The 23,346-nt window shown below is 55.9% G+C and carries 22 protein-coding genes and 1 pseudogene; 6 read left to right on the top strand and 17 right to left on the bottom strand.

The window, feature by feature from the left end; genetic code table 11:
- Window positions 1-133: 133 nt before the first annotated feature.
- The 6 genes from B3R00_RS10260 to B3R00_RS10235 form a co-directional block, all read right to left on the bottom strand.
- Window positions 134-1,774, bottom strand: a complete 1,641-nt coding sequence (locus B3R00_RS10260; RefSeq protein WP_286998927.1) for a DUF2326 domain-containing protein — start codon at window positions 1,772-1,774, stop codon at window positions 134-136.
- Entirely contained in the window at window positions 1,764-1,988 is a 225-nt protein-coding gene (locus tag B3R00_RS10255) for an ABC-three component system middle component 7 (RefSeq protein WP_286998926.1), read from the bottom strand. The genes B3R00_RS10260 and B3R00_RS10255 overlap by 11 nt, the downstream gene beginning before the upstream one ends.
- Complete coding sequence (locus B3R00_RS10250) at window positions 1,985-2,617, bottom strand: ABC-three component system protein (RefSeq protein ID WP_349682256.1); 633 nt, start codon at window positions 2,615-2,617, stop codon at window positions 1,985-1,987. Before B3R00_RS10250 ends, B3R00_RS10255 begins: the two co-directional genes overlap by 4 nt.
- A gap of 655 nt (window positions 2,618-3,272) precedes the next feature.
- Window positions 3,273-3,740: a hypothetical protein gene (locus tag B3R00_RS10245; RefSeq protein WP_286998924.1), complete on the bottom strand. Its 468-nt coding sequence runs from the start codon at window positions 3,738-3,740 to the stop codon at window positions 3,273-3,275.
- A 235-nt stretch (window positions 3,741-3,975) separates the two neighbouring features.
- Window positions 3,976-4,308: a Qac-pB8 family quaternary ammonium compound efflux SMR transporter gene (qac, locus tag B3R00_RS10240; RefSeq protein ID WP_043008326.1), complete on the bottom strand. Its 333-nt coding sequence runs from the start codon at window positions 4,306-4,308 to the stop codon at window positions 3,976-3,978.
- Window positions 4,309-4,842 carry a TetR/AcrR family transcriptional regulator gene (locus tag B3R00_RS10235; protein ID WP_286998923.1) on the bottom strand — a complete coding sequence of 178 codons (534 nt, stop codon included), beginning with the start codon at window positions 4,840-4,842 and terminating at the stop codon, window positions 4,309-4,311.
- A 413-nt stretch (window positions 4,843-5,255) separates the two neighbouring features.
- Between B3R00_RS10235 and B3R00_RS10230 the strand changes: the two genes are divergently transcribed.
- On the top strand, window positions 5,256-6,104 hold the full coding sequence (locus B3R00_RS10230; protein WP_286998922.1) for a hypothetical protein: 849 nt from the start codon (window positions 5,256-5,258) through the stop codon (window positions 6,102-6,104).
- A gap of 341 nt (window positions 6,105-6,445) precedes the next feature.
- Here the strand turns inward: B3R00_RS10230 and B3R00_RS10225 are convergent, their stop codons facing one another.
- Together B3R00_RS10225 and B3R00_RS10220 are read right to left on the bottom strand one after the other, a co-directional pair.
- Window positions 6,446-7,198, bottom strand: coding sequence for a PaeR7I family type II restriction endonuclease (locus tag B3R00_RS10225; RefSeq protein WP_286998921.1), 753 nt, complete (start codon window positions 7,196-7,198; stop codon window positions 6,446-6,448).
- A 3-nt stretch (window positions 7,199-7,201) separates the two neighbouring features.
- Window positions 7,202-8,917, bottom strand: coding sequence for an Eco57I restriction-modification methylase domain-containing protein (locus B3R00_RS10220; RefSeq protein WP_286998920.1), 1,716 nt, complete (start codon window positions 8,915-8,917; stop codon window positions 7,202-7,204).
- Window positions 8,918-9,407: 490 nt separating this feature from the next.
- Here B3R00_RS10220 and B3R00_RS10215 point away from each other — a divergent pair, with 490 nt between their 5' ends.
- Both B3R00_RS10215 and B3R00_RS10210 read left to right on the top strand, forming a co-directional pair.
- Complete coding sequence (locus B3R00_RS10215) at window positions 9,408-10,184, top strand: hypothetical protein (RefSeq protein WP_286998919.1); 777 nt, start codon at window positions 9,408-9,410, stop codon at window positions 10,182-10,184.
- A gap of 194 nt (window positions 10,185-10,378) precedes the next feature.
- Window positions 10,379-12,085, top strand: coding sequence for a replication endonuclease (locus tag B3R00_RS10210; protein ID WP_286998918.1), 1,707 nt, complete (start codon window positions 10,379-10,381; stop codon window positions 12,083-12,085).
- Window positions 12,086-12,306: 221 nt separating this feature from the next.
- On the opposite strand, the gene B3R00_RS10205 is transcribed toward B3R00_RS10210, so the two are convergent.
- Window positions 12,307-13,917, bottom strand: a complete 1,611-nt coding sequence (locus B3R00_RS10205; RefSeq protein ID WP_286998917.1) for a recombinase family protein — start codon at window positions 13,915-13,917, stop codon at window positions 12,307-12,309.
- Between the two features lie 34 nt (window positions 13,918-13,951).
- Here B3R00_RS10205 and B3R00_RS10200 point away from each other — a divergent pair.
- The 3 genes and pseudogenes from B3R00_RS10200 to B3R00_RS10190 form a co-directional block, all read left to right on the top strand.
- Window positions 13,952-14,191 (top strand): annotated as a pseudogene (locus B3R00_RS10200) (JAB domain-containing protein); the annotation flags it as partial.
- Window positions 14,188-14,850 carry a Smr/MutS family protein gene (locus tag B3R00_RS10195; protein ID WP_286998916.1) on the top strand — a complete coding sequence of 221 codons (663 nt, stop codon included), beginning with the start codon at window positions 14,188-14,190 and terminating at the stop codon, window positions 14,848-14,850. The pseudogene B3R00_RS10200 and the gene B3R00_RS10195, both read left to right, overlap by 4 nt.
- Before the next feature lie 69 nt (window positions 14,851-14,919).
- Window positions 14,920-15,906 (top strand): Bug family tripartite tricarboxylate transporter substrate binding protein, encoded by a 987-nt coding sequence (locus B3R00_RS10190; RefSeq protein ID WP_286998915.1) that lies wholly within the window; start codon window positions 14,920-14,922, stop codon window positions 15,904-15,906.
- 187 nt (window positions 15,907-16,093) lie between these two features.
- On the opposite strand, the gene B3R00_RS10185 is transcribed toward B3R00_RS10190, so the two are convergent.
- The 8 genes from B3R00_RS10185 to B3R00_RS10150 all read right to left on the bottom strand — a co-directional run bounded on the left by B3R00_RS10185 (window position 16,094) and on the right by B3R00_RS10150 (window position 23,040).
- Window positions 16,094-16,408: a DUF4148 domain-containing protein gene (locus B3R00_RS10185; protein ID WP_286998914.1), complete on the bottom strand. Its 315-nt coding sequence runs from the start codon at window positions 16,406-16,408 to the stop codon at window positions 16,094-16,096.
- Between the two features lie 156 nt (window positions 16,409-16,564).
- Window positions 16,565-17,263, bottom strand: a complete 699-nt coding sequence (locus B3R00_RS10180) for a Crp/Fnr family transcriptional regulator (protein WP_286998913.1) — start codon at window positions 17,261-17,263, stop codon at window positions 16,565-16,567.
- Between the two features lie 30 nt (window positions 17,264-17,293).
- Window positions 17,294-18,310 carry a M48 family metalloprotease gene (locus B3R00_RS10175; RefSeq protein ID WP_286998912.1) on the bottom strand — a complete coding sequence of 339 codons (1,017 nt, stop codon included), beginning with the start codon at window positions 18,308-18,310 and terminating at the stop codon, window positions 17,294-17,296.
- 27 nt (window positions 18,311-18,337) lie between these two features.
- The gene (locus tag B3R00_RS10170; protein WP_219162616.1) at window positions 18,338-18,925 is read right to left on the bottom strand and encodes a LemA family protein; all 588 of its coding nucleotides are present in this window, start codon (window positions 18,923-18,925) and stop codon (window positions 18,338-18,340) included.
- A gap of 77 nt (window positions 18,926-19,002) precedes the next feature.
- Complete coding sequence (locus tag B3R00_RS10165) at window positions 19,003-19,314, bottom strand: monooxygenase (protein ID WP_286998911.1); 312 nt, start codon at window positions 19,312-19,314, stop codon at window positions 19,003-19,005.
- Between the two features lie 96 nt (window positions 19,315-19,410).
- Window positions 19,411-19,815: a group II truncated hemoglobin gene (locus B3R00_RS10160; protein ID WP_286998910.1), complete on the bottom strand. Its 405-nt coding sequence runs from the start codon at window positions 19,813-19,815 to the stop codon at window positions 19,411-19,413.
- A 124-nt stretch (window positions 19,816-19,939) separates the two neighbouring features.
- The gene (locus B3R00_RS10155) at window positions 19,940-20,320 is read right to left on the bottom strand and encodes a TraR/DksA family transcriptional regulator (protein ID WP_286998909.1); all 381 of its coding nucleotides are present in this window, start codon (window positions 20,318-20,320) and stop codon (window positions 19,940-19,942) included.
- A gap of 197 nt (window positions 20,321-20,517) precedes the next feature.
- Window positions 20,518-23,040, bottom strand: a complete 2,523-nt coding sequence (locus tag B3R00_RS10150) for an ABC transporter permease (RefSeq protein WP_286998908.1) — start codon at window positions 23,038-23,040, stop codon at window positions 20,518-20,520.
- Window positions 23,041-23,346 lie beyond the last annotated feature (306 nt).

The following is a 23,346-nucleotide window of genomic DNA, read 5'->3' as shown; positions in this document are numbered from 1 at the left end:
GATCCGCTACCCCTACACCGCCAGCCATGACGCCTATCGCACTCGCCGTGTGTTTGCGGATCTGCGCGAGGCAGGTGCAACCGAAAAGAAGCTGTGTTCAGCCGACATCACATCGAAATATTTGCAAAGACGGTCAAACTGAGTCGGATCCAGGCGCTGGCGGGCGGCTCGGGCGCCAGTCTTTGGTATAGAGCACAGCACGGTCACTGAGCCGAATGACACTCTGCCTTTGCAGTGTTTCGGCAGCTACCGATCCATATTTTTGAATCTCGTCAAGCGCGATAAACGACTGCTTCTGGATCTTTGCGTACAGTTCAACGAGATGGGCGACGGAGTCGTTCGAAATGTTTTTGAAGAGTACGGAGTCGTGCGCAATAGCAGGAAGATTAGTTGCCAGAAAGACCGCCATGTCGAAAAGTACGAGACCGAAGTACGCCGTCCCCGTGCCGGTGTCCTCGAAAACTTCGAAGTTATAGGTGGCGTCGTCAAGCGACAAGCGCGGACTCTTGCGGTGCTCGCCAACGGTTTCGCTGACGATCTTTCGTATCCCATCATTCACGCTGGCCTCAATCTCTTTGAGGATGCGTTGCTTCACTTCCGCGAGCGCTTTCCTCGCCGTTCGCAGCGAGTCGATATGCGCTTGCTCTTGCTCGTAGCTATCTCTGCTCTTCCGTGCGATCTGAAGAGACAAAGCAACCTTGTAAACGTGGTCGACCAGCGACTCGGGCTGTTCGACTGATCCCAACGCCGCCGCCATCTCCGCGTCAATACCAGAGATGCTGATGTCAATCAGCTTCAACTCCTCTGTCAACTGCTCTTTGGACTTTTTCAACTGATCCTTGAGGATACGGGCAACGCCGTCATGAAACGCTTCAACCTCTACGAGTCTTTCGGTGTTGATCTCCGGGAAGAACCTTTGGAGATCCTGGAAATTGCCGCCATGGAGGGCACGCTTTCCTCCGAGGTTTCGGTCGACGCGCTGGAGGCGTCCGGCCACCGTCATGCGGCGTTGAAGCAAGTCATCCTTACGCTCTTTAAGTGCCAAGACCTCCTTGTTAATCACCGCGCTCAGACTAGTCGCGTAGCTTGCCAAGTTCTTACGCACTTCTTCAAGATCTCTCTCAAGACTCGCTATCTGTACCTTTGCATCCGCGTACCCCGTCTTGGTGACCTTCGGAATGAGTTGCTTGCTTGCCGCCGCCCGGATGACTTTCAGCTCGGCGTCGGCTGTTCGCGTTGCTTGGTCGCGATCTCGAATCGCTTCAAACTTGCCATAGGTTTTAATCAAGTTATCGATGCAGTCCTTGTCTCTTTGCTTAGGGAACGCATGTAACGGCTTGTCAGGTATCAGGTTAGTCTTACCCCACACGCGCAAATGAAGGCCGACAGCGGCACGGAAAGTTTGCCCGGGCTGAGCGAGTCCATACTCGTGCTTCAAAAACGCGTTGAATTCATCAAGTTGGATTGCCGACAGCACCTTGTAGTCCGCATCGCAGATGTACAAAGTTTCCGGAGTGATCGTTTCGCGCCGGAAGCGATGCAGTTCACCTGAGAACTCGAAGGCGAAGTCATAGTGATGATGACCCAACTCAGCCACGATGTCTTTGTTCCATTCCAGCAGCGTCGAGCCGCCGAACACAAAGTCCACCAGCATCAACAGCGTGGACTTGCCGATGGAGTTGGTAGCGTTGTCATCGCCCAGTACGACATTCAAGCCTGGATGAAAGCTAACAACGCCGTTGCGAAATTTATCGCAGCGGATTTCACGCAGCATAGACAACCTTCTCGGTGCTGAAATCGATCGTCAAACGATCAAGCAGAAACAGAACATCCAACGTCAACAAGAACTGGTCGATGCTCTCAAACTTGTCACCCACCTGCTGGAGCAGATCCTCCAAGCGAATCGAATCTGGCCCGACTTTCAGCACATTGGTCAGGTTCCCCAGCACGGAGGCAGACAGCGGAACGACCTTGTTGGGTGTAATCATTCGAACACCTCGCAGTTCTGAATGAAGAAGGATGCCACAGCCTCAGCCGACTCAAGGGTTTGAGCCTTCGCGCGGGCACGAATCCAAGCGACCAAGTTGGTGAACACCTGTGCCTGCGGCAGGCTTTGACGCTTCTGCATCACATAAAACGATTTGACTTGAACAAAGATTTGCTCGGAGCATCCAGGGTCGTTGCGCTCAAGCTCCAAGAAAGCGGCCTGCACATGCCGGAAGTAGTCTTCGACGGCATTGCGAACCTTCCGTTTGGTGGGCGGCGGCATCGTCGCGTCTAGTTTGTCATCCACCGCCTTTGGCGTGAGTACCAACTCAGCACTCTCCCCGCCCTCTACCGCAGCACTGTGCAAATGAGCAACGACCGCCGCAATCTGCTGCTCAAGGGGGTACTGCGAAGCCAATGATCGTTGCTGCTCTTGCTGCAAAGCGTCAGACTTAATTCGATACAGGTCAAGGTACTCAACGGCAGTCCGGGGCTTGTCGAACTTCCCATGGCAGCCGGAGCATAACGGAATGATGTTGTCCGGGTCGTTGACGTCAGCACACAGCATCGGCACATTTGCCAACTCGATGGTTTCCTCCGGACGCGGGTTCAGAGGGTAGATGTGAGCCAACTCGTAGCTCTTGTACTGCCGTCGTTGCTTCCGATAAAACAGTGGGTCGTCACATAACGGGCAGCGACTGCTGACCTGCGAAAGCAGAGCAGCGATCTCTGCGTCGTTGTAGCCACGTCTTGCGTTCGTCACTAGCCCCCTCCCCTGCCGTCGGCGCTTGGCGCTCAACGTTGATCGTTATTGATTTAAAAATAAGGTCGCACCCGACCACTTCTTATGACAGCGATTTTGGCTGATGTGGGCGTCGCCCGGTAGATTTCTCGTCAGACTGTTGGCTCATGGGCCAATCTGGTAGGGGTAGGCACTCTCTCTAAGAGTGGGATATGTCGGCACTATCGACCGATTGCTGCCATCCGAGCTTTGACAACCGATAACTGGTGTGCAGCGGTTGCTGCTGCTCATGGCCGCAGGGCGAACTACCTGTCACTACCTCATAGCGGTCATTCAGAGCGCCAAGACGGTCACTTCTCCAATGGCTGCTTTCAGGTTAGTAGCAGTCCCTCGCTCACTGACTGTCCTCGGGATGCTGGAAGTCGGCTACCTCAGCCCGCGAATAGGTGCTATCGACCCAAAGAAGTCATTGAAGTGGTTAACACCTTGATTTAAGCCGCGACGCTATGTAGCGTCTGCTTGGATGAATTGCTAGGCCGCACTACTACTTCTTCTCAGCGACCGGCCTCATTGTGATCTGTCCCGTACTTGGATCTACGAGTATTTCCCATTCCTTGGCCAGCGTAAGGTCTGTGCCCTGAAGAATTGGAACGAGATCAGACGAGGTAAGCACCTCAAGTGGCGTTAGCGAATAGAGGTACACATCGTCTAGCTTGAGTTCCAGCATTCCGCTGTTATGCGGCTTGTTGGCAAAGAAGCGCTTCAACGAGTCCTTCGACCAGTTGTAGATGTCTGTTGCTAGAAGCTCGGCGAATTTCTTGGCGAAGAGGGCCGATGGAATTCCGACTGCGGTGAGGACAATAGTCCATGTGTCCGGACCGGTGGCGCTCGGGTACCACTTCAAACCTATGCGTGTGTCGTATTCCGTTTCAAAGGGAGGTGACAGACTGTCAAGATCGCTGCCACGGAAACCGACCGAGCTCAAAAGCAATTCGATTTTTACGCTGTCCATGATTCTCCTTGTGCGACCTAATTAGATTTAGATGATGAGAGATGTGAATCTCTAGTTCGCCGGATACTGTAAGACATATGCAACTCAATAGGCTATTTCACTGTTGCAATGTTTGGAAAAACCGAAAAATACGAATCTCAGTTCTCATCTTATAAATTCTGAGATTCAAGGTCCGAAGGGCCGCTTCTGGCCGTCAGTGACCGGCAGGACGCGACCCAAAGCGGGCCTTGACGATTTAGTGAGCGCCTGACTTAGAAAAGATGTTGATGACCAGCACACCGCTAACGATCAAACTCATGCCGAGAAGTGCAGGGAGGTCTAGGGTCTGCTTGTGAATGATCCACCCCACGAGTGTGATGAGCACAATCCCCGCGCCTGCCCAAATTGCGTAGGCGATGCCGGTCGGCAATGTCCTGAGGGTCATCGAGAGGAAATAGAACGCAACCATGTATCCGGCCACGACGATCAGGCTTGGCCAAAGCCGGGTAAATCCGTCTGACGACTTCATGGCAGTGGTGGCAACGACTTCTGCAACGATGGCAACAGAGAGGGGCAGATAGGGGGACATTCAAGTTCCTTCGGCTAGTTGATGAATCAAACGTTTGAGTGCTTCGCGCTCCCCTGAGGACAGGTCATAGATGCCCAAAACTTCAGAAAGCCAAAGTCCATCTGCGGCGAGACGGGCCAGTAGCTTGTTTATGTCGGTTCCGTCATGCACGCGGTCCCCGCGCACCCAATCAACCCACTTCGAATTCACTGTCCGTTCAGAGACGCATGCCGCAAGGAGAGCCTTGCCTCTCTTAGCCGAATCAGCGCAGGGACTTTGAAGGGCTATTCGGGCATACCGCCACGCAGCCGAAGCGCCGGAACCGTCGTCTGCAACTTGCGCTTGAAACTCCTCAGCCAAATGGTCGTAGAGGGCGTGCACCAGGTCTTCACGTGTCGGAAAGTGGTGTTGAACAGCGCCCTTGGTGACACCGGCAATATCGGCGACCACACCGATGGAAAGCGGGCCTCCGCTTAGAAGTTGCTGCGCGCATGCGTCGAGCAGGAGCGCCTTGACGAGTTCGGGCCGCTTCGGCCGATGGACACCTTGAGACATGGGATAATCATAACATTACGAACGTAATGTTTAGGGTATGCCCTTGCATGAGACATAGGGCAACGTCAGGTGCGCGTGACGGTTTCTTCTTTTCGTGAGCAAGAACGCTGAGGTGTTCGCAGTGCGCCAAGGACCGCTTATGGCCGGAAGCACGCCATCGGTATCCTTCCCAAGAGCAGACACTTACAGCGTGAATCTAATCAGGCAGCGACTGCTGTCGGGAGCATGTCGAAATGGCGCTCCCGGCCAGGAGCAGACACTGACGTAAAACGAGCCTCACGTACAAAACTGACATTTGATGCTCGCCTAGCGACAGCGATCGCACTGTTTCTCTCGATTAAACTGACCGCACTCCACTAAAAGCAAGTCTGCATGCATAAGACGCATAAGGCACGCATCTACAAGAAATGAATATGCATCGGGTAATCACGCAAGATTTTCAAGAAAACCTTCATGGTGGGATCATGGTTTGCGGCATCAACTTTGGCTATTCATTGAGAGATGAGGCGCTGGAGCAATTAGGCACCCCACACGAGATAGAGGCGGCCTCCTTTTTCTCCGACCAGCAGGTCAACAACACACGCTTCCGAAACACAGCTTTGAAGTGGCTGAAAAATTGGGGGCTACCCTTCTCGCACTTGCCAGGCGACGAGACGGCATTCGACCGATCGTTCTTCCAAACCAACTGGCTCAACACGCAAACTCGAAGTGTTCAAAGCGACCAAAAAATTACTGTAAGCATGATGGTCAAAGAGGCATGCAGCATCCTACGTTTGATCGAAAAAAGAAAGCCATCGGTGATTCTGTTCTTTGGCGCACAAATGATCGAGGCACTGAACGACATTAGCATTCGTACACAGGTCATCTCAATACTGGGAGAGAGATCTGGTAATGCAGAAATTCATCGTGCTACCTTGGAAGGTTATAAAGGCACACGGTTTAAGCTACTCACCCAAACCTTTGGAGAAACGCTGATCATCAGCCTGCCTCATCCTCAAGCCCTGGGAATAACCGATGAATATATGGCAGCGCTGAAACCAACACCGGAGCAAATGGAAAAAATTCTCATGACTCCGACTAGCATCGCAACGACTGAACAAACAGGGGCCAACGATCCAGTTTTTGCAGCCGCCATCACTGCTTTACCAGTAGACGAGCCACAACCGGTCAGCTTCTTACAAAGAAAATTCAGACTGGGTTATCAACGGGCCATCCTTTTGCACGAAGCCATCAAGGTAGCGCGCTTGATCGAGACAACCTAACGAAGTCTGATGTACAAGTCTTGAAGGAAGATATCCGCGAATCTAGGGCCGCTCCATATCGCGTAGGTTGTTCACTACTAGACCAACACCTCTTGCGAACGGAATTACCGCTTTGGGTCGCTAGCACCCTTCGATGCATGCCAAAGCGGTCGCTCGGCCTGAGTTAGTTTTTAGTGACAGCTTTTAGGTGTGGAGCGGACCTACAAGGAAGACACAGTCGACTGACGGGTTTGGGCGGCAGCAGTCGCTGAACTTGCAGAACTGACCGGCTGCAACCAGCCTTAAGCCGACTTCTACTACAGAGGTCGTCTTTTCATCAATGACGGTCGTTAGTAGCGTGCCTAGAAGAGCCTGTTGGCATGGGATCGAGCAGCCTCAGCAGCGACATGACCGGCGAACGAGGTGACGAAATTGTCGAGGCTGGACAGCTCCGACAGCGATTGATATTCGCCAGTGTGCGACGCGCTCGAAGGGGTCGCCAGCAGCGCGGCTGCCGAATAGAGCTTCTCCTTGACCAGCTTTTGGCATAGCAGGTCATAGCGCTTTAAATACGACGCGCCATTGAACTCAGGAAAGACAGGGAAATGTGGCTGGTCGTTGCGCACCGGAGCACGAGACTCATAGGTGTCCTCAACCACCATGAGCCAGCCGAGGAACGGCTGAGGCTCCGCACCCAACGCACCGTCTCGATATGCCGTCCAAAGACAGTGCGCTGTACCGATAGCCTCTTCGGTGCGATTGTTGTAGTTGTTCCCAAAGCTGCCTACCTGGGACTTGAACTCGAGCGCCGCGACAAGGCGCTTTCCGTTAAGCACCAGCAGGTCCCACTGCTTAGTCGGCCGGAAGTAGCCTGGCAGCACCACCAATCCCTTGTTAACGTAGATCTGGGCATGAGCGAGTCCATTTGCCTTCACGAGGCTTTGGATCAACGCGACGAAGCCATCGAGGTTCTTCCCCGCCGTGACAGCGCCGCGGTTGCCCGCATCGATATTTCCAGTTTCGGTCTGCTTGCGCTGCGCCGCCTCCCGATTGCCCCAAAATGCCTTGACTGCGTCGCGAGCTTGATCCTTGTAGTTTGCCAATTCAAGCGCCATGGCTCAACTCCCTCTGATGATCTTCTTTTCCTCCAGCGTCAGCCCATAGAGCTCCGACACCGCCTCGTCACAAGCCGGAAGGTCAAGCACCTCCGCTGCATGGGCGAGCTTAGCACGCAGAGCACTCGGCACTCGCTCCCATTTGGGGAGCCTGATACGACGAAGATACTGGGCCTGGAACCGCAGAAAGCCACCGCGCATCTTGGTCGAATAGGTCGCAATGAAAAGCCGCGTCAGCTTCGAAAGAAGCACGGCTTGCAGCGCCTTCAATTCCCATCTGTCCGACACCACATAGTAAAGATTGTGGTGCGGATAGAGCCTCCCTCCCTCGTAGACGACTTGTGCGTCTCCCTTGATATCGGGGATGAGCAGCTTCGGCCGACTGGCGAGCGACGGCGTGATGCGGTCAATCGTGCGATACCAACGCTTCTGGTCGCGCTTGGCCACATGCCGACCTACGATCACCGATTTGTGAGCCTCAAGGTAGGCTGCGAGCTTGGGGAAGTCTTCGAGGTCAACGAGTGGCCCCTCGTCGGTGAAGGGATTCACGACGCCGTAACCGCGCCACTGCACATGTCCCCCGAGGATGTCGCGCGTCATCGCTATAGGAAGCTTTCGGCTCGGCTCAACGTCGAGCTCGTCGAGCTTGGCTATGTAAACCCGGTCAGCTCCGGTCGCCACGCCGATGCCAACTTTACAGCCCGTCTCCTCGATCGCTGGGAAGTCGCGCTCTATGCGGCGAACTAGCTCGCGGACGCCCGAGAATTGCAACACCCATGGCTCGTCGCCGTTAGTGACGTCCTCGAGCTTGTGGACAGTAGCAGGTAGCGACTTTGCATCTCCGCGCAGCGCCTTCGCCAAGTCGCGCAGATACTTGCTCTCGACCTGTGGTGTCGCAGCGACCAGCGTGGGACCTGGGGGCGCCCTCTCGATCACGGTGATAGACGGGTAGGCGGCCACATCTACGTGGAAAGCCTGAGTGTCGACCATGTCTATGTAGGACTGCAAATGAAAATCGCGAGCAATCATGGCGCGCAGCGGGCCGCCATATTTGTTCTTTGTCCAGCGATCGGCGCAGATAAACGAGAGCTTCCCTCCCTCGTTCAAGAGCCTCAGGCTCCGTTCGATGAATGGGATATAGAGGTCGGCGCGGTCGTAGAGCGTCGAATACAGGCGTCGGTATTCGCGCAACAGCGCCTCTGGGATCAGCTCCTGGCGCACGTAAGGCGGATTACCAATCACGAAGTCGAATCCCTTCGGCAGCGACTCCAGAAGAAAGTCGCCTTGGATCAGCCACTTGCCCGCGAGCCGCGACGCTTCGGCCGGCTCGACGCCACTCTGTTTCATCATCGCAACCAGTTCGTCGCGGGCGTGCTCGAACGAGTCTATGTGCAACTCCACGGCCCGGATACAGTCATCCAGCGGAGGAACATTGATTCCGCGCTTGCGCGCAGCGCATACCGAAGCCAGCAGGCGGGAGACCGCCGCAATTAGAAATTCGCCGTGCCCACAGGAAGGCTCCAACAGCGTCTTGCGATAGAGTGCCGAGGAAGACGTATAGCCGACCAAATCAAGGATGAACTCGACCACTTCCGGCCGCGTGTAGATCGCGCCGCGCTCCTCGATGCCTGATTCCCGGGCCAGGGCTTCCACCGCGTTTGTGACCGGGCACATCTTAGGCTGGAGCGGTTGGTCTAGTAGCAGTGTGGACGGTGTCATGGGAGTCTTTGTAGTCACCCGAGCATTATCCCAGCTTGCCGCTGCGACCTCGACTGCCCGCGCTGACCAGTATTCGAAGGGCAAACCCCGGCAGTTGTTGCCGAAGCGCAGTGTAGTTTGTCGCTTCGTTAAGGGCAGCAGACGACCATGCGGACGGTCTCCGCAAGCAGTTCGCTTGGCAGCATTGCTCCATAGATTACCGCCATGCCCACGACGCCCCCGACATCAAGTACCTAACCCGTGAAGGAAAAGCACACCCTTGAGTGTGCTGGCAATCGATGTGGCTTCAGCCATCCACTCCAAACGTGTGATTGAGGCCCTGCACAGGCCATCTACCAAGAAGTCACGTCGACCGGAACCATCTTAGCCCTTAGCTTTAGGCGAAAAAAATTCACGAAATCGTTAATAAGACACGACATGAGTAGGTCAGCTTGCATATACATGGATGTGAGCAAGGCACTCACTTTCACCCACACCAAGGAGACCCTCTATGACCAAAGAGCTTTTCGACGACAATCAAGCTGCGGCTATCAATGCAGCAACTGCTGCCACTGCTGCTCTTCAGATTGAGCTTCACGCTGCTATTGCTTTATTCAATAAGTCCAAAAATTCAGTTGATCTTGATTCAGTTCTCGCACTAGGCGAGAAGTCCAACGCTTTGTTTAAGCGTGTTTACTCTGAGACTTTCGAACGCCTTGAACATGAATCTCTCATCTCAGAGCTCGAAGCCGATTATCGTGCAGAGTCTGATGCGCTCTCAAAGTTCAATGCAGATAAGCAGACTCATACATCTGCTATCACTAGCCAACTTCGTGAGCTGTTCAATTCAGGTTGCCGAATTGCACTCTTGAATCCCGTCAATCATACGGGCGAGTTCACAGTTCGTGTTTCTACGGCTCACGACCAGCTTATGCTGCAAGCCCCATCATGTGGCGGCCTGTATTCAGATATCTACTGTGTCCTTGAGCCTGACGAATTCTCTCTCCGCCACTACACTCCGGCTCCTGGCAAGCGCTTCTCACTTGCTGCTGCCGCTTACGTCCGCCGGTGCTTATACAAGCTTGCATTTAGGCATCGCACAGGACAGAAAAGCTCCGAGAATAGTAAAGGGCAGGATGGCACTTCCCTCTACAACGCTAATCTGGCAACGTCGGCGGACACGCCACCCCTAAGTGCAAACGAGGATACCCACTTCCTCACAACTCATGTCGCTCTCATGCACAGCAAAACTGAGATCGGCACAGTGCTCAACCATGAGCCAAGGTAAGCAAAAAAGCCCGCCAGGATGGTCTGGCGGGCAAGAGGACACTACTTACTAACTAGGAGGAAAGATCATGACGAGATGATCACTCCAGTATATGTAAGCATTCACCCCCATGTTTTGACTAATTGCCCGCTTCAGGCCATTTAATTTGATTTCTTGAGGACATATTCGCGCGGGCACTCCCTTTCGGAGTGCACATGTTCAGCGAATACCCTACATCCCTTACTGCCACACCTTCTCATCTTCTCGAATCTGCACTTACCTCCGCTGGCCTGGCTTCTGATGCAGTTCGCGGTCTCCCTCTTCTTGCTGAAGCAGCTGATCGCTTTACCGCGGACTACACCAGCTCGCTTAATGCCTGCATCTTCAATCTGCCCCTGCGTGAACTCCGCGATGCTGCCTCGGCTCGTTCCGACTGGTATGCAGGCTTGTCTCGTGCTGTAAGCATCGACCACGCAGTTGCTATCGCATCTCGCGAGTTCCAGCGCGAGATCCCTGGCGACTCGTCCGCCTCCAAGTTTGCGCGCATCACTGATCCCTCGTTCTGGAAGCGCTACTACTCTACTAACGCTAAGCGTGCGCATGAGTTCGCTTACATTCGCGCCGGTTTCGTTTCGGGCGCAAAGGAGCGGTATGTATCTGACTCTACGCTGCGCCTGTATCGCAACTACCGCGAGTCTCAACAGCAATTCCTCAACTCTTACTACGTCGTCGACCGCAAGCCTAACGCTCTTGGCGAGCACTCTCGCCGCCTGCTCGTAGACTTGGCCAAGTCTGAAGAAGCCAAGCGCGCCAAGTTATGGGCGTTCCTTTCTGGCATCGAGCAGTTGAGCGTCGAAGCGGGCCTGTCTTGCGCTCTCCTTACTCTTACGCTTCCTGCTTGCTTCCATGCCAACCCAATGTCTGGCGGCTCTTCGTATGACGGCGTTAGCACTCCTCAAAATGGCGGCCGCCACCTGGCCATGCTCTGGAACAAAATTCAGCGCGATCTGGACAACGACGGCATTGCAGTCTCCGGCGCTCGCTTCGTTGAGCCACATAAAGACGGTACCCCCCACTGGCACTTGTGGCTGCACTATCAAGAAGCCCACTTGCACCGTATTCTGTCTGTTATCGCTCGCTACTTCCCCGGCGACGCTTCGAAGCGTGTCGCTGCTGTTCGCGTTCGCACGGTTGAAGCTGCCCCCCGAGGCAAGCTCTGCAACAAGAAAGACGGTTCTCGCTTCACTGAGTGCTTCCAGCGTTTCGACCCTTCTACCGGCTCCTTACATCCTGCCTCTGCCCGTTTCAAGGCTCAAGTTGATCTTTCGATCATCAACCGTGCTTACGCTAATGGGGCTACTTACGCTTCCAAGTACGCCATGAAAACACTTCAGCCCGGCGAGGGCTCCGAAGCTGAGCGTGTGGCGGCTTCTCGCTGGATCTGGCGCCTGCGTTCGTTTGCTTTCTTTGGCATTCGCAACTGCCTTGGTGCCTGGGACGAGCTTTACCGTGCAAAAGAAGTACCCACCAACATCACTGTCCGTGCGCTCTTCGATGCTGTTCATGAGAAGCCTGGTAAACACACTAAACACATTCGCAACCGCGCTACAGGCAAGGTCGAGGTGATCGAGGTAGAGGGCGGCACTGCTGCCTTCCTGCGTCTCCAAGGAGGTCTTGCCGCCGCTGACGGCTTGGTGCCTTCTGACCGCATCCGTGTCAGCCTGCTGTACAAGCCTCGCATAAATCGCTATGGCGACGCTGTACGTGTCAAGGTAGGTCTCATGGTAGCCTGTGATGGTGAGTACCTTTACTCTGCCAAGACTCGCGAGCCCGGCCGCTTCGTGCTGCTCTCTGAGCGCAACATCGATGCTGCTATCGCCAGCCTCGCGCCCTTCGACCCTGACCCGTTCCTTTCGGTCTAGCCTTGATCAGAGGATCCCTCGGTACCCGCCTCTGGCGGGTAGCGGTGCTGCTTGCGGCTGCACGCTTTCTCGGTTTACCTGTTTTTTCAGCCGCCACCCTGGGTGCGCTGGCAGCCACAGGCAACCTTTTGGGGCTTACTACCCAGTCTCTGCGAGCGAAGCGCGCGCCCTTAGGGGCCGCGCTCTTGGATAAATCTGTTTAACTTTCTATTCGACTACTTTCAGGGTAATTCAAGTGTTCCCGCTTGTGCCGCCTCCCAAGCTGCTTGCTTATCTCCTTTTGCTTTTCTAATAAGGGGGATTGTTAGCAATACATTATTCCCCTTGAATTTTACTGCTGCTAGGTCATACGACCATAACCATATGCATTCTACGGCTCTTCTTAGCTTTGCGTTGCATTCTGCTCTTTTTATCATTGCTTCATTTGATTCTGTGTATAGCAATTCTATTATTTCGTCTGCGTATTTAGTGTCAAACATTGAATTTGGTTCAAGTGCCAAGGTTTGATTTATTTCTTGTATACCTGCTTCTAGATCACTTCTTTCTTTTGTTAATTTTTCTATCTCTTTAAGCACTTCGGGTATAGCTCCTACTGCTCTGCTTAGAGCTATTACATTCTCTAATTCTTTTTTTATATCTTCCAGTTTTCCTTTTGCTATTGTTATTTTATCAATAGCTTCTTGCTTGTCGTAGCCTAGACCTAGCTGCTCTCCTGCTGCTGCACACATTGTTCTTAGTATTGTTGCGTCTGTTTTTAGGGCTGATGCTGTTTTGCATTTTGTTAATCCAGCCATTTTGGATTTGCAAATTATTTGCGCCCTACTATATCCTTTTGTTTCAGTTTTTCTTTCCATATTTGCACCGCAGCATCCACATTTCAAAAGTCCCGCCCAAATATTGAAATAATTTCTATCTCTTTTCATTGGCACGGTTTTTCTGCTTTGTATGCTTCCTTTAGCTTTATACCAAAGCTCATCCGATATTATTCTTGGGTAGTAATTTTTTATTGGCGGCCCAGCGGGTACCGGCTCTTCAACTCCTAACTTTTTAAGTGCATTTCTGCCTCTTATTACATGTTGCGTCTCACCAAGCACTGCCCTATTTCTTAAAATTATTTGTGGCATTTTCGAATGCCAAATTTTTGTGCTAATTTTTGTTTGTCTTGTAGGTATTGGCCATCCTTCTTTATTTGCTATTTTTGCTATAGATGGCCCGCCTAATCCTGATGCTGCTAGCTCAAAAACTTTTATTACCACAGCTGCTAGCTCAGGAACCACTACCCATTCTCCGTCCTTTCCTTTCTCTCCTCTTTCCAACCAGCCTGGTGCAGCTCCGAACACTCGTTTACCTTCAGCTCTTTTCTTTTTAAACGTATCTGAAACACGTCCGCCTTTTCTGAAGCTTTCTTCATGTGCTTGGCCGAATGCCAGGATCATGCTTATAAGGGCTGCTATATTGTTTAGACTCTTTTGCGTGTATATATGGCCATCGAGTAGGGTGACTATGTTCACCCCTTTTCGCAGTATCGACTTTACTAACGTGTCTGCTTCGTCGATCTCTTCTCGCGTTAGTCTGTCGAAGTGCTCTACCAATAGGTAGCTTCCTTTTTGCACTTTCCCCGCTTCGACCTGCTCCAGGAACGCTCTTAAATTTCCTTTTTTTCTGTGCTTTCCAGTGAACGCACTTATCCCTAGGTCTTGTATGTTCTCGTCAAGCTCCAGACCATGCTGCTCGCACCAGTCTCGTGCCGCGTCTGTTTGCCTTTCTTCTGATCTTCCTTTGGATTGTCTTTGTGATGAAAAGCGCGTGTAGCTTATGACTCTTGGCTTCATGATCAACACCTTGTTATTTCTCGGATACAGAATGCTAACCCAGACCTCGGTTTACCCCCGCGAAGTTGCACTGCGCGCATTGCACCACCATGCAGCGGCGGTCATCCTCACGCACAACCACCCCAGTGGCAGCGTGCAGCCCAGCGTGGCCGATCACGCCTTAACGCGCAACCTCAAAAGCGCGCTGGGCTTGCTGGATGTGCAAGTGCTCGATCACATCATCGTGACCCAAGGCGCCAGCCACTCGATGGCCGAAGAAGGGCAACTGGAATGAGCCAAGCTTTCCGCCACCAAGGCTTGCATGCTTTGGGTGGTATTGCCAAAGAGCTCAAGCTGCAACGCGAACGCCAAGAAGCTGCAGACCAAGCCCGCAAAGCCGCAGCAGTGGCCGCCGAGCGTGAACGCAACCTGTTCACGCACTTCGTGGGCGCCGTCACGCCGCTGCCGCGCACGGATCGCATTGCTTTGGAGCAAGCGCCCCCCACGCCCCGCCGCCTGCAGCATGAGCTGGATGAGGAGCGGGTGCTGCGCGAGGCCATGAGTGACGAATTTGACGTGAGCACCCTGCTGGATGTAGATGACCAACTCAGCTTCCGGCGCCCCGGCATTGGCCTCGATGTGACACACAAACTGCGCGGCGGGCACTGGAGCATCCAGCGTCAGCTGGACTTGCACGGCCTGCGCTCGGATGAAGCGCGTGAGGCGCTGGGCCAATTCATCCGCCTGTCGCACCGCACCGGCTTGCGCTGCGTGCGCGTGGTGCATGGCAAAGGGCTGGGTTCACCGGGAAGAACCCCCGTTCTCAAATCCAAGGTACAGCGCTGGCTGGTGCAGAAAAAAGAAGTACTGGCCTTTGTGCAAGCGCGCCCTGCCGATGGTGGAGCTGGCGCCTTGGTCGTGCTGCTGCAGCCGGGCAAGCGCAAGCTGTACTGACGGCACCCTTTTTTGATGCCTACGACGCGTTCCCACCCACATCTTCCAAACACGGAGTCCCTGTTTGCCATGAGTTTGCTGAATCGACGCCACGCTGTGCTGGCATTGGGTGCTTTTGCCGCCAATCCTGTGCTTCGCAGCCAAGCGGCAAACCCCACTTGGCCCAGCAAACCTGTGCGCATCATCAATCCTTTCCCGGTGGGCGGTGGCCCCGATGGCACGGCACGCATCGTGGGCGAAAAACTCGCGCGCATGTGGAATCAAGCTGTCGTGATTGAAAACCGCCCCGGAGGCAACGGTTTTATTGCAATTGACGCTTTCAAACGAGGGGCGCAAGACGGCACCGACATGGTGCTGCTGGACAACGTGCACCTTGCGGCTTACCCGCATCTGTTTCGCAAACTGCCGTACGACCCTGTGCGTGATTTTCTGGTGCTGGCCCCGCTGTTTCGCACCTTCTTTTTTGTCTGCGTGCCCAACCACAGCCCATACCGCAGCATGGCTGACTTGATTGCAGACGCCCAAGCGCGCCCCGGCCAGCTCAACTATGGCTCTTGGTCGATTGGCAATGCCGTGCACCTGGGTTCCTTGCAGCTGGCAGCGCTGACTCGCACCCGCATGGAGCACATTGTTTTCAAGGAAACCGGCCAGCTCTACCAAAGTGTGGCGAATGGGGATCTGGACTTTGCGCTGGGCTCTTCTGGCACCGCAGGCCCACTGGCTCGCGCTGGCAAGCTACGATTTCTGGCGGTGATGGCACCACAGCGCTTGCAAGGCTTTGAAGACATTCCTACCGTGGCTGAATCCGGAGGCCCCGCCCAAGCCATTGTGACGGGGTGGAATGCACTGGCAGTTTCACCCCGCACACCATCCTCGACGGTCATACAACTGCGGCGGGATCTCACCACCGCCCTGCGTGAGCCCGACATACAGCCCAAGTTTCAAACTTTTGGCTATGAGCACTACTTCCCTACGTCCGCAGAATTTCAGCAGTTCATCCTCGCTGAAAGCCGGCGCTTTGGCTCCGTCATTGCCGCTGCTGGCATTCAGCTCTGAAGCACGCATCGTGCTCGTGCAGCGTCAGGCTCGGTAAAAATAAAGGGCAAGCACAAGAATGTGCTTGCCCCCAATCCATGGGCTTTCTACTTCATCCAGCAGCGATCAGCTGTGCATCCTGAATCTCAGAAGACTGGCGCATGAACCATATGCCCGGCGGGCTGTTTTTTCGTCGTTATTCCAATATTTAGGGCTGCTTTGCAGGTGCCTCAGAGGCCACAGTCTGTGTAGCATCCGCCTCTGCAGCTTTGGCCTGCGCTGCGGCCTGCCTTTGCTGCAGGTAGCGCTGGTACTCGGGGCTTTGCGCTGCATCGCTGTAGCCGGACGGATGGGGAACAAAGGTCATGCCTGACGCATGCCACTGCTGCAAATCTTCCAGCACCTGTTCACGGGTCAGTCCTTGCGTTGCGGTGTTTGCAGCAGCGTCATTGTGGGCTTGGGCCACAGCACTCACACCCAAGGCCAGCGCTGCACAGGCCAAAATTCGGTAATACATGGACATGGTTAACTCCTTCTCTGTCAGCAGCAGGCACCGGATAAGCCGGCACCGGCTGCAGTTCATGGAGCAGGAGTGTCAACCTTAGCGGCCGGGAATGTCTGTGCGTTTTCTCACTTTTGCCAGGCAAAATCCCGTTCCAGCAAAACCTGCGGGGTGCGATTACTGGGCCTCGGCCAACGCGATCAAACCATCCACATTGATCAGCGCAATATTGCGGCCCTGTCTTTGCAGCAGCCCCAGCCGTACCAAGCGAGACATTTCACGCGCTACTTCTTCGCGGCTGGTTCCTAAGTAGGCAGCCAAACTGGCTTGCGTAGGGCTAGGGGCCAGCACCACTTGGTTGTTACGTATGCCTTGGCGTTGCGCCAGGGCAAGCAAGCGCATATGCAAGCGGCTGCGCACATTGAGTGTGCCCATCTCCACAACGCGATTGACCAGTTGCCACAGCAAATTGGTCACGTTGTTCAGAATGCCCAAAACCGCGCTGACATCGGTCACCAGCCACTCTTGGGTAGATACCTTGTCCATCACCACCAGCAAGGTCGACTCTGCCGCAACCAGAGACATCCCTGGCGGAATGGATGCACAGAGCAAGATATTGCCAAACATTTGCCCCGGCAGCAGCTCCCCCAGCAGCAGCTCTTTGCCCTGCACATTCGTGCACAACACCTGTAGCTGCCCCGACAAGATGACATGCACACGTGCATCGCAAAAAGGCTCTTTCACCTCTTGCCCTTTGTCCAGTGAGCTCCAGCGCATCTGCTGCGCCAACCACGTCAAACGCTCAGTGTCCAGATGCGCAAAAGCAGGCACTGCACGCAACAACTGCCAAGACGCGGGCTGTGAAGAGGTGGACATGGCTCAAGCCTTTGCAGCGCTGCGCTGCTTTTAGGGGTTGGTTGCGCAAGCGTGCAAAGGCAAACCACGCATCGGACGGCCATAAATGCGCTCCACGCGGGCCTCCAGGGGCGGGTGGGCGTCCAGCCAGTGCTCCAGCTTGCTGCTGTCTGGGGTTTCAGCCAGCAGCATGTGCTGCACCAGCGGGTGGTTCAGCCCGGCATGGCTGCGCGCATCACCAAGCCAGCCGCCCCGAAACTGTGCTGCGGCCTGGCGCTGCGTCATCACTTTGCGCAGCACGCCGCCCAATGCATCACGGCTGCGCGTCCATTGCACCGCACGCGCATCGGCCAGGTATTCACGCTGGCGCGAGACTGCTGCTTTGAGTAAACGCCCACTGCACCACCCAACAAAGCCTGCCGCCATGACCACAGTACCAAACCACCAGGCCAGGCCACCGCGCTCGCGCACCGTGTCACCAAAGTTGTAAACCAGCTCCAAGCCGCTGACCATGCCCGCCAATTGCATATTCAACAGGGTGTCGCCTTCTTTGAGGTGCGACAGCTCATGCGCCACCAGCCCCTGCATTTCATCGCGCGTGAGATAGTCCAGCGCCCCTTGGGTCACCGCCACAATCGCGTCGTCCTGCGTCCACCCGGCAGCGAAAGCATTGATGGCATCGGTGCGCGCCAAGACCACCACTTGTGGGGGCTGCATCTGGGCAGCGACGCACATTTCTTGAACAATGTTGCACAGTTGCTGCTCTGCCTGCCCCTGCGCAGGGCGCGCCTGCCGGGCACCAATGCGCTGCGCCAATTTCTGGCCCCCTTGGCTCAGCTCTTCGCGGGTGAGCCACCAACCACCCAAAATCAGCATCAAGGTCACACCCACATTGGTCAAGACAAAACCTTTGGGATAGTCCATGCCGGCGTGCGAAAACAGCAGCCACCACGCCAACGTCAAGCCACCATGCACAGCGGCCAGCGACACCAGCACACACCCCGCAAAAAGCAGCAGCAACCAGCGCGTGGTGCGACGCGCATCGGCTTGCCAATCCCAAAAACGCATGGATTGCAACCGTTTCTTGGGCTGTACTTAAAACCGCACCTGGGGTGCAGTGCGCTCTTGCGCGCTGGTGGTGGACTCGAGCATGCCCATGTGGGCAAATCCCAGCAACCTTGCCACGATCAGGTCCGGGAACTGGCTGGCTCGGTCATTGAACGCCAGCACTTGGTCGTTAAAGGCTTGGCGAGCAAAACCGATGCGGTTTTCGGTGCTCGCAATTTCTTCGCTCAGGCTTTGCATTTGCGCATCTGCCTTGAGGTCCGGGTACGCCTCTACCGTCATCATCAACCGCCCCAAATCACCACCCAGGGCCTGCTCTGCCGCAGAAAAAGCGGCCAAGGCTTTGCCATCGCGGGCATGGCTGCGCAAGGCATCGCTGGCAGCCACTGCTTGATTGCGGGCGCGCGTCACAGCCTCCAAGGTGCTGGCCTCATGCTGCATATAGCCGCGCGCAACTTCGACCAGGTTGGGAATCAAGTCATAGCGGCGCTTGAGTTGCACATCAATCTGTGCAAACGCGTTTTCCACCTGATTTTTTTGGGTACGCAGGCGGTTATAGACCCCCACCGCCCACAGCGCGATGACCACCACCAGCCCCAGCACGATATATGCAGCCATTTTCACCCCCTCTTGGTATAGATGCCTGCATCATACCGAGCGCGTGAGGCACACCCTAGGGCGTTGCAAGTGCTGTTTTAGCCAACCGTCACAGGGCCGTGGTTGATGGTGCTGAGCGCCTCATTCACCGCAAAAATTTTGGCGCGCAAATTGCGCACACCCGCCTGCGTCAGGCGCGCCGTATGCATGTGCAGGTATTGCTGCGCGTGGGCATGGATATCAAACAGATAAACGCCCCCGGCCTGCTTGTGGTCGGGGTCTTCGGTCCAGATTTTCCACAGCATGCCCGGTTCTTGGTTGATGCTGTGGGCCAAGCCTTCAAAGGCTTGCACCATAGCCTCACCGTAAGGGCCATCCATTTCAAAATCGACTTGCAGCAAAAAAGGCATGACGCTGTCCTTGTTGAAAACAAACTCAAAACCAACAAGCTTCCACCATACCGGCGAAGGCTTGTCCGCGTGCGCAGCAAGCGCTTGGCCGATGGCTTACACGCCTTTGTTGCGCATCCAGTCGGCAGTTTGCATAAAGCTGTTTTTCAGGCGCTCGCGCAAGGCAGGCGGCACCTCGGTTTCGGCCATGGCTTGGTCCATGCAGGCCACCCATTGGTCGCGCTCCAAAATACCAATCGAAAAAGGCATGTGGCGCATGCGCAAGCGCGGATGGCCAAAGCGCTCTACGTAATGGTCAGGGCCGCCCAGCCAGCCGCACAAAAACCAGAACAGTTTTTGGCGCGCATCTTCCAGCGTGCTGCCATGGCTGGCGCGCAGTTCGGCATAACCGGGCTCCAGATCCATCAGGTCGTAAAAGCGGTCTACCAAACGGCGCACGGGCGCTTCCCCGCCGATCCATTCAAACGGGGTATCGAAAGGGGGCTTTTCTTCAATCTGCATGCTTCGCTCTGCACAAAATGCCTGCGACATGCGCAGGCGTCACACCACACAAAACGGTGAGTGTGCCAGCCGTGCAAAGCAGTGCGTTGCCCCAAGGTTAAAAACGCGGCATCGCACTTTGATTTCAGGCGCGGCGCTTTTTGTCCTCGTGCAGCGTCTGGCAGGCAATGCAGCGCTTGGCCGAAGGAAAAGCCTGCAGCCGCGCCAAGGCAATGCCTTTGCCGCAATCCATGCATTCACCGTAGCTGCCGTCTTCCATGCGCTGCAAGGCAGCACGCACGTCTTTGAGCTCTTGCTGATCGCGCATTTGCTCTGCGTGGCGTACCTCGCGGTCCGAGGTATCGCGGCTCTGGTTGGCATCCGGCTCAGGCGGCAAATCTTCGGTGTCGTGTACGCTTTGCGCCTGTTCACTGCGGGCAGTGTCCAACTCTTGCAGCAGTTGCTGCGCACGCTGCTGCAAATGGGTTTTCAGGGCTTGGAGATGGGTTTGGGTGATGGTGCTCATGCGTTAAGCATGCGCCGGCCCATGCGGACTGGCAAGAGGGTTGCAATGGGCGGGTCACACATATCCGCGTTCGTCTGACACAACGCAGCCCACACACTGTTTTTCTAAAAAATGAGCTACTAGCGCTTGATAATGAATGGCTTCGAATATAAAACCATCTGAAGCCATTCATTTGCATACGCTAGCAGCTATCTTTTTTACTCAGCTGCAGAGCGCAAGGTGTGCATGACTGGCCGCTGCAACACTTCGCGCAGGCCCCACCAGCCAGCCAGCAACGCCAGCACAGCGCCCGTCAAAGCGCCTGCCACAGGCACCCACCAGGCGGCCGTCCACGCAAACTCAAACACCCAGCGGGCCAAGGCCCAGCCGACCGCCATGGCCACCGCGCTGGCCAAAAAGCCGGCCAGCAAGCCCACACCGGCCAGTTCGGCCCGCTGCACCTGGCGCAGCAAGCGGCCTTGGGCCCCCATGGCGCGCATGATGGCGTATTCGCGGGCGCGCTCTTCGCGCGTGGCTGTGACCGCAGCAAACAGCACCACCAGCCCCGCTGCCAGCGTGAAGGCGAACAAAAACTCCACGGCGCGAATCACCTGATCAAGCACGCGCTGCACCTGGGCAATCGTGCTGTCCATGTCCACATTCGTCACATTGGGGAAGGCGCGCAGCAAGCCGTTGTCAAAGCCCGCTTGGGTGGGGGCACGGTAGGCCGCCATATAGGTCGCGGGCACATCGGGCAACTGCGCCACGGGGAACATGATGAAGAAGTTGGCGCGCATGCTGCCCCAGTCCACCTTGCGCAAACTGGTGACTCGGGCGCTGTGGCGAATGCCGCCCACATCAAACACCAGTACATCGCCCAGCTTCAGGCCCAAGGTTTCGGCAATACCTTCTTCGACGCTGGCGCCATCGGCTTCACCAGGCACCCAGGCGCCCGCTGTCACGCGGTTTTTATCGGGCATGTGCTCGGCGTTGGAGAGGTTGAACTCCCGATCTACCATGCGCTGTGCGCGATCATCCGCATAGTCGTCCGGGCTGATTGCGCGGCCATTCACTTCCACCAGACGCCCGCGAATCATGGGGTACCAGTCGTACTGGCTCACGCCTGCTGCCCGCAAATGGGCCTGAAATGCATCCGCTTGATCCGGCATGATGTTGATGACAAAACGGTTGGTGGCATCGGCAGGCGTGGCTTGGCGCCAGCTGCTCACCAAGTCCGTGCGCAACAACACCAGCAGCACCAGCGCCAGCAGCCCCACCGCCAAGCTGCTGACCTGCACCACGGCATAGCCGGGGCGTGCTGCCAGTTGGCGTGTGGCCAAAATCAGCCAACGCGGTGCAGTGTTTTCTTGCACCACACGGCGCAGCAGCTTGACTGCCAGCCACGCCATGGCCGCAAACAACAGCGTGGCCACGGCAAAGCCCCCCACGGCAATGCCGCCCAGCTTGGCATCGCGGCTCACCGCCATCAGCAGCGCGGCAAAACCCAGCACCCCCACCAGCAGCACACCGGCAGACATGGGCTTGATGGCCCCCACATCGCGGCGCAGCACGCGCAGCGGTGGCACTTGGGCCAGCTGCAACACCGGTGGCAGACCAAAAGCCAGCAGCAGTGTCATGCCCATGCCCACGCCAAAACCCACGGGCCACAGATTGGGCGGCGGCAGCCCATCGGCCACCAAGCCCGCCAGCAGCCAGACAAAACCGTGGTGAACACCCCAACCCAGGATCACGCCCAGCACACTGCCAAACAGGCCAACCAGCGCAAACTCCAGCACATAAGCGCAGGCAATGCTGCGCTGGGGCAGCCCCAGCACACGCAGCATGGCCGCCGCATCCAGATGGCGCTGGGCAAAGGCACGCGCGGCCAAGGCCACGGCCACCGCAGACAACAGCGCTGCCAGCAACGCTACCAAGCTCAAAAATTTCTCACCGCGCTCCAGCGTGCGGCGCATCTCGGGGCTGCCGTTTTCCAGGGATTCGACCCGGCGGCCGTTGCGGCCTTTGTCGCCCACCTGCGCTTTGGCCCAGGCTTCATAACGCGCCAGCGCCCGAGCATCGTCACCTGCCACCGCCAAGCGCCAGGTGATGCGGCTGGCCGGCTGCACCAAGCCTGTTGCATCCAAATCCTGCTGGTTGATCATCACGCGCGGGGCAAAGCTCATAAAGCCCGCGCCGCGATCGGGCTCGGCCGTAATCAGCCGATCAATGCGCAAACTGGCGTCGCCCAGCAGCAAGGTGTCGCCCACTTGCAGCTCCAGCCCGGAGAGCAAGGCCGCATCCACCCACGCGTTACCGGGAGCAGGAATGGCATCGGTGCTGGCATCCGGCTGGCCCACGCCTGGCGACACGCGCAGCGTGCCGCGCAGCGGGTAGCCGTCCTCAACCACTTTCAGCGCCACCAAGCGGGTATTGCCACCACGCTCATCGGTGCCGCGCCCCATGGTGGGAAAGACCAGCGTGATCACATGGCGCAGACCCTCTTGCTGCGCCTGCTGCACAAAGCTTTGCAAATTGCCATCGTTGCTGGCGATCACCACATCACCGCCCAGCAACTGGCGTGCATCGCGCTCCAACCCGGCTTCCAAGCGGTTGGCAAAAAATGCCACCGACGTCAGCGCCGCTACGGCCAGCGTGACTGCCAGCCACAGCAGGCGCAGCTCACCCGCACGCGCATCGCGCCACAGTGTGCGCCACCCTAATTTCCAAAAGCTCATCGTCATGCTGTGCACGATACCGCATGCTTTCCATAACAGCTGCGCTTGGGCGAAACCCCTTGCGGGGTAATGCAATCATTTCCAAGTGCATGAAATTTTCTCTTCGCCCCTTGGAACGCGGGTTAAACGCCTAAGGCCAGACAACCGTCATCACGACCATTGCTCGGCTTTACACGCTTTCACAAAAAAATTGAGAAAAGAATCAAAACGGTTTGGCAACAACTCTACGACCCAATGAACAACATGTGGATCTCCACATGGTTGGCGGCCATTCCTGTCGTGGTCATGCTGGTGGGCTTGGGCTTGGGCTTG

Source organism: Comamonas sp. UBA7840 (genome assembly GCF_002501455.1).
Taxonomy (GTDB): domain Bacteria; phylum Pseudomonadota; class Gammaproteobacteria; order Burkholderiales; family Burkholderiaceae_C; genus Comamonas; species Comamonas jiangduensis.
Note: the sequence above shows the minus strand (reverse complement) of the source record. Positions and strands in the feature narration are given on the sequence as shown.